This window comes from Clostridia bacterium (genome assembly GCA_017620395.1).
Lineage (GTDB): Bacteria > Bacillota > Clostridia > Oscillospirales > RGIG8002 > RGIG8002.
This window is the reverse complement of sequence record JAFZQJ010000015.1, coordinates 57,487-64,275: the sequence shown is the minus strand read 5'-3', so window position 1 is coordinate 64,275 and position 6,789 is coordinate 57,487. Positions and strand designations below refer to the sequence as shown.

Genomic DNA, 6,789 nt, shown 5'->3' with positions numbered 1-6,789 from the left:
TCGTTCAAAACTGCTCCGCATCTTAAAAAGAGAGATTTTTGTGTCGGACAAGGCGAAAGCGCGATGGAATACTGTATGTATTCCGAGCGCTTTCAACGCAGTCCGGCGCGAAAAGATCCTTTTTAAGACCGGCGTATCCCTTATCTGCACGCCCAAATCCTTCGGGGCTTTGGCGCTATTGTGCGGCGTTAAGCCGCGCGGCGTTCAGACGAGCGGATCAAAGGGAATCTTCGCTCGCGAGTTTCGCGGCGACGCGGAGGATCTTGAGCGCGTCGTTGACGGAAATCTCACCGTCTCCGTCGATGTCGCCGATCTCAAGCGCTTCGGGAGTTGACTCCGCGAGTTTTGCGGCGATACGCAGAGCGCGCAGCGCGTCGTTGACGGAAATCTCGCCGTCGCCGTCCATGTCGCCTCTCTTAACGGCGGGCTTGGTATCGATGACCGTGAAGTTGACGGTGACGTCCTTCGTGCCGTTGACGACGATAAGAGTGTATTCGCCGACTTCGGTGATCTCGGTGCCGGCAACGTATTCCGCGCCGTTGAGCGTAGCGGTCGCTTCCTCGGGAGTCCAGGTGGCGGCAATCGGATTCTCGGCGGTGTAGAGATCGAATTCCGCGCCGTCCTCGATGCTGACTTCGGGCGTCATGAAGTTGTCGACGATCGTGAAATTGACGGTAACGCTCTTTTCGCCGAGGGTGACGACGAGCGTGTACTCGCCGATCTGATCTATCACGGTGCCGGCGGTGTAGGGCTCGCCGTTGAGCGTGGCAGTAGCTTCTTCCGGAGTCCAGGTCACGCTTGCGGGCTCGCCGGGGATAGCGAACTCCGCGCCGTCCTCGATGCTCACGACGATGTCGGGCGTGTTGTCGATGACGGTGAAGGTAACGGAGGTCTCCTTGTCGCCCGCGGTGACGGTCAGAGTGTGTTCGCCGGCCTCGGTTACGAGCGCGCCGTATTCGCAGGGCTCGCCGTCAAGGGTGGCTTTCTCGCCGTCCTGCAGCCAGGTCATGGCAGGAGCTTCGACCTCGGCGAGGTCGAAGGAGGCGCCGTTCTCGACGTTGACGACGGGCGCTTCATAGTAGCCGTCGGCGTAGGCGTCAAGTCCTTCGCCGCTGGCGTTGATGATGAACCAGGTGTACTCGGCGCCGGTGATGAAGTCGTAGCGGCGGATCCTTACGTTGCCGCCGCCGTCGACCTCAACGAGCAGGCCGTTGGCGGTTTCGTCGGAGAGCGAACCGACGTTGACGTAAGTGACGCCGTCTTCGCTGTGGATGATAAGGTTGTCTTCGATACCGGCGTGCGTGCCGCCCGAGAAGACGACGACGTTGTCGTACTTCTTGAGCACGTCGCAGATACGGCTTGCGCCGCGGCTTCCGATCGTGTGGTTGACGGGGAAGGACGTTACGACGAATATGGGCAAATCGCCGTTGTCGATCGCGCCGAGCTCGGCGTCGAGCCACTCGATCGTGGCGTCGGTGTAGGTGGCAAAGCCGTCGGTCAGCTTATCGTACGCGACGCCGACGACGTCGACTCCGTTAACGTTGACGTGTCTGTTGCCTCTGCGCTTCTGCGTGGAGGGCTCGAGGTCGTTCGTGTAGTATTCGCTGAGCATGTTGGCGTAAACCATCGCGGCGTTGGAGGAGACGAGCTTGTCGTGCTCGGAGAGCGTGAACATCATGCTCGCGCCCGGGATGTAGTCAGACGTGATCGCCTTGAAGGATTCGAGATCGTCCGTGGTGTCGGATATCAGGTTGCCGGCGATCATCATGCCGTCGATCGTACCGGTGGAGGAAGCTCTGGTCAGCTTCTCAAGAGCCGGGATGTACTTGCCGTCCTTGCGGTAGGTGACGTAGCCGTACTCGTTGCAGGCGTCGGTGACGGCGCGCTTGAGGAGTCTCAGCTGGTCGCTGGTGACTCCGCTGGGGCAATAGGTGTTCGCCGAGGGCATGCTTCCGGTCACGGTGGTGAAGAAGCAGTGGCCGGCGAGGAAGCAGCCCATGGCGTTCGCGTGATAGCCGTCGGTGTTCAGGTTATCGCCTATCGAAGTGGCGCGGGCGTTCTGGAACGCCTTGCCGGACGGGACGATATAATCGATGCCCTCTTCGGCGCACATCTGCTTCGAGGTGGACTCGATGCACTGCCACATATAATCCTGATCCTTGTTGAAATACGGGAAGTCGCTGTGGTCGGAGGTCTTCTGATAAGCCCAGGTCTGATGCCAGATGATCTCGGCGTTCGGGCAGCGAGCCTTGATGTATTCGATAACGGTGTGCATATAAGGCTGATACGTTTCGGGTCTGCCGGCCTTGCCGCTGACCTGCTGGATGCTGATGTAATCCCATTCCTGATCGGCGAGCGCCTGCGCTGCGGTGTAGTCGTTGAGGGTGGTGCCCCAGGAGCGCTGATAGCCGTAAACGGCCTTGTTGTTAGTCATGAAATCGGCGTGCTGCTGGAGGCTGCATCCGCCGTAGTTCAGGTTCGCGACGATGAGGTTGACGCCTGCGGAGGCTGCGATCTGGTTGATGTACTCATAAGCGTTCCAGGAGAAGCTGTTGCCTATCATGAGCAGCTTGGTGGCGCCTTCACCTCTGTTGACGACCGGATCCGCGACCGCGCCGAAGGTGGCGGTAATGTTGCTTGGATCGAAGTCGCCGTTGTCAACGAGAGCGTCGTAGATCTCGCGGAGCCACTCGACCATGGAGTCGATCTCTTCCTGCGTCGCTCTGATGTTGTCGCGGAGGTTTTCGGCGTCGATTATATCGTTTTCAAAGAGGTTGTCAACGTCGAGCTTCTTGATGTTCTCGATCAGCTGGATGAGCTCTTCACGCGGGAGTATCTGCTTTTTGCTGAAGAACTGGACGTCGGAGAAGTAGAGCTCGCTGTTCTTGTTTACGATCTGAGTGCCGGTCAGCTTGATCGTAAAGAGCCTGTAGTTCTCCTGCTTGGAGGGGTCGAGCTCGCTGAAGCTGGCAACCGAACCGGAGCTGGCGTACATATCCTTGAAGCGGATGTAGATGAAATCGGGGTCGCGGTCTATCAGCGCGAGTTCATAATCCGCGGTGAAGGAAGGCGCGTTCGCGACCGTGCCGTCGCCGTAGAGGGTGAAGATAACGTGCGCGTTTTCCGGCAGAACCGGGGTGAGGCCGTACTTGTTGGTGACCGCGATGCGGATCCCGTCGTAATACTCGAAATCGGTGTAGAAGCCTTCAAAGGGGTCGCCGATCGCGGGAGCGGAGTTCGCGCCCTCGCCGGCGTTGCAGTTGGAGACCGTGAAGGTGTTGCCGCCGAAGCCCTGAGCAACGACGGACTGGAACGCGTCGCCGATGAGGCACTTGTCGGAAATCGCGACTTCGCTCTGGTTGACGCATTCGTTGTGAGCCTCGCAGTCCGCGTCCGTCCACTCCTGGAAGAAGGGGAGAGCGACCGCGTCATAGTAGTAGCCGTCCTCGCCTTCGTAGGAGGCGGAAGCGATAACGTCGAGAAGCAGGTCTTCCTCTGTCTCGATCTGCGCATCGTCGGCGGCCGGGTCGAGAAGGACCATATTCGCCTCAGAGATCGCTGCGGCGTATCTGCCGGTGGTATCGAGCGCGGCGGCCTCGTTGATGAGGTTGAACAGGTCGACCTTATTGTCGTCAACAAGCACTTCGGAATACGCCCTGACGTCGGAGATCTTTACGGTCGCGCCGTCGGTCACGTTGTAAGCTTCAACTATAAAGACTATGACGTCGTCGAGATCCTCTGTCGTGAATCTCGAACCGGTCCACCACGCCTTCTGGAAATAGGTGAAGGGGATGTTGATATAGCCCTCGTCGTCAACGTATTCGGGCTTTATGTTGAGCGCATAGTCCTCTTTGTTCATCGTCTGGCAGTTGGAGATGCCTATGAGGAGTCTGTCGGCAGCGCCGTCCTCGACCTCGAGCTTCAGTCGGATACCGCCGTACTTCTTGATAGAAGTGAAACTGAGAGCGGGATAGCCGGCGTTGGTCATATTGGACGGATTGTTGCCGCTCCTGTCCATATTCTTCCAACCCATCTCCTTGTTCTTGAAGGCGGCGTTCGCGGTCATGGCGAACCAGCCGTCTCCGGCGGTGAAGGTCGTGTTATTTGAGAAGTCGCCGGCGTTCCACTGGTCTTCGATGTTCAGACCGTTGCCGATGGAGTCGCAGAGCTTGTCGGCGTTGAGGTCGACGACCTCCTGTACCTGCTCGGTCGTCCAGCCGGCGAACCAGCTCTCATCGGATACGTTGACTCTCGTCTTTTCGAGCGCGGCGGCAGCGGCGCTGACCGCGGCGTAAGCAGCTTCTTCATCAACGTTCTCGGGATCGCTCCAGACGTCGTTGACGGCGCGCGCGTAATCAGCGTAGGTCGAAGGCACGCAGTTGTAGCGCCAGGTGTTATAGAAGTCGCTCATAAGAGGAGCAAGATCGTCGCCGAAGATCTCGTCGGCAAGGATGCTTCTGATCACGTTGACGTAATTAGCTATATCAACGTAGGTGAGCGAATAGTTCGCAAGAGCCTGATCAGCCTCGACGATGGTGTTGAAATTGGGGTTGGAAGAATCGTACATACCCATATTATCCGCGATCGTGATGAGGTTGTCGAGCTCGACCCTCGCGTTGTCCTCTTCCTTTTCGAGGCCGGTGATTATATCGAGCAAACTGTAGACGTGGGGCTCGATCTGTCCGGCGGTGGAAGCTGAGTTGGAAGCGACGAGGTTCGCTTCGGAGATGACGTCGTAGTAGGTTCCGTAAACGTCAAGTTCGTTCGCTCTGCCGACGAGTTCCTTCAGGTTGTCCTGAGTCGGCTCCGGCGGCGTGTTGAAGAACTGGATGTCGGAGATGTATATCGCTCCGCCGTTGTAGTTGGCGGCGTTGATGCCTCCGGTGGCAAGATGGAAGTAAAGGTTGGAATACTTCCAGTTGCTCGTGCGGTATTTCTCATAAGCGTTTCCGCCCCAGCCGCTGACGAAATCCTTGAAGAAGAAGTAGTAGTATCCGTCATAATAATCGGCGTTGAAGGCGATTTCAGGATCGTTGGCGCGGTAATAACGCGTGCAGGAGACGTAGGGCAGGGAGCCGTTGTCCCAGGAACGCGTGCCGGAGCCGACGATCCTCAGCTGGACCTTCTGTTCGCTCGAGCTGTCCCAGGTGTTGAGCGAGGGCTCGTCGCCGTTGGCGTTCTCGACCGCAATGCGGATACCGTCGAACTTGAAGATATCCTTGAGCGTATCGTAGTTGCCGAGAACATCGCCGAGCTGGCTGGCAGCCTGCTTGTCCTCGGCGTTGCCGCAGGTGGAGAAACCGACGGTCCACGCGTTCGGAGTCGGGGTGCTGCTTTGGACGAGTTTCAGCGATTTTGTCGCCTTGCCTCTGAGGTGTTCGGTGGAGAACTCCGCATGAGTACCCGTCGTGCCGTTGACTTTCAGCTCACACTGCTCGTTATAGAGCGCGAGCAGATTGTCGTCCCAATCCTGGAAACCGGGGAGCTGGGTGTAGGTGAAGCCTCTGTCAAACGGAGGGATAGCCGCGACGAGCGCATCATAGATGGGGGTGAGGATCGCGACCTGCGCGTCGACGTCGTCCTGAGTCGCCTCGGTGCTGTTGATGACGGCGCGGGCGGCGTTCAGTTCGGAAACGTACTGGCCGGCGGTGTCAAGCTCGGTCACTTCGTTGAAGAGCTCGATGAGCGCGGCTTTGTTGACGCTGAGCGCGGCGTTGAGTATCGCGACCTGCGCGTCGACCTCGTCCTGCGTGGACGCGGTGTTCTTATAGACGTTTTCAGCGTTGGCGATGAGGGTGGTGCTGACGCCGGCTTCCTTGGATTCTCTTATCTTCTGATGAAGCACGGTCGTGTCGGACGTGCCGACAACGTAGACGTCTTCAAGCCAGAACGAAACGCGTACGCCGGGCGTTCTGAAGACCATGGCGAAGGTCAGGGTGTTGACTCTTCCGTCAAACGCCTTGTCGATCGTGTCGATTCCGCTCTCATCGTAGTTGTTGAGCTTCATCTTTGAGAAGTCGTAAATGTAGTAGCCGTTCGACTTGGTCGGGCTCTGGAGAGAAATGACGACTCTCTCGGTGCCGCTGCCGAACATAAGGTTCGCGTTTGAGAAGTTGGCGGTGAAGTTATCGTCGCCGCCCCACTTGAACGCGATCTTGGACTTGTTGGAAAGCTCGGCGTCGCCGAAGATATCGATCCCTTCGATAAGTCCGTTCTTGACGTAGGGCGTCGCGTTCGTTCCGGTGGAGAAGTAGAGAGATGAGACGTGCCATTCCGTGCTTAACTCCGGAGCGACGGTCGCGGTAACGACCGTTCTGCCCTGGTCGTCTTTCGAGAACACGTAATCGGAACCGTTGGAGCTGTTGGACGAGCCTCCGGCCCAGGTGTTCTTCGTTCCCATTTGCTGCGCCTGCTCAAGCGTGTACTGGTTGATGAAGGGAATATGCATTTCCACTTCCGTGTCAGCGGACGCGTTGAAAACAACGATCCCGCTGAACATCGCCAGCATCATTGCGAAAGCAAGCAACGTGCTTAGCAGTTTCTTCATAGTGTTTCCTCCTTGAAGTTTGATTCCTGAAGATAATGATTCGTCCTATGGGTGTCCGAACATAATCATACGTATATATAATACAATCGCAAGGTAAAACAGTCTTGTCGTCCTGTGACTTTATTACTGATTTGTGATATTTGGGAAACTTTTTTTTGCGGAACGGTCAGGTAGCGCGGGCGGAGGCGCAAGCGGCTTTTTATCGCGGGCTTTCGGCGTAATCAAGCAAAGCGAATCCGCCG

At 57.4% G+C, this 6,789-nt stretch carries 1 protein-coding gene; it reads right to left on the bottom strand.

The genetic code is table 11. The features are described 5' to 3' along the window. Window positions 1-217 precede the first annotated feature (217 nt). Entirely contained in the window at window positions 218-6,547 is a 6,330-nt protein-coding gene (locus J5441_02975) for a DUF4886 domain-containing protein (protein MBO4934117.1), read from the bottom strand. Between the last annotated feature and the right edge of the window lie 242 nt (window positions 6,548-6,789).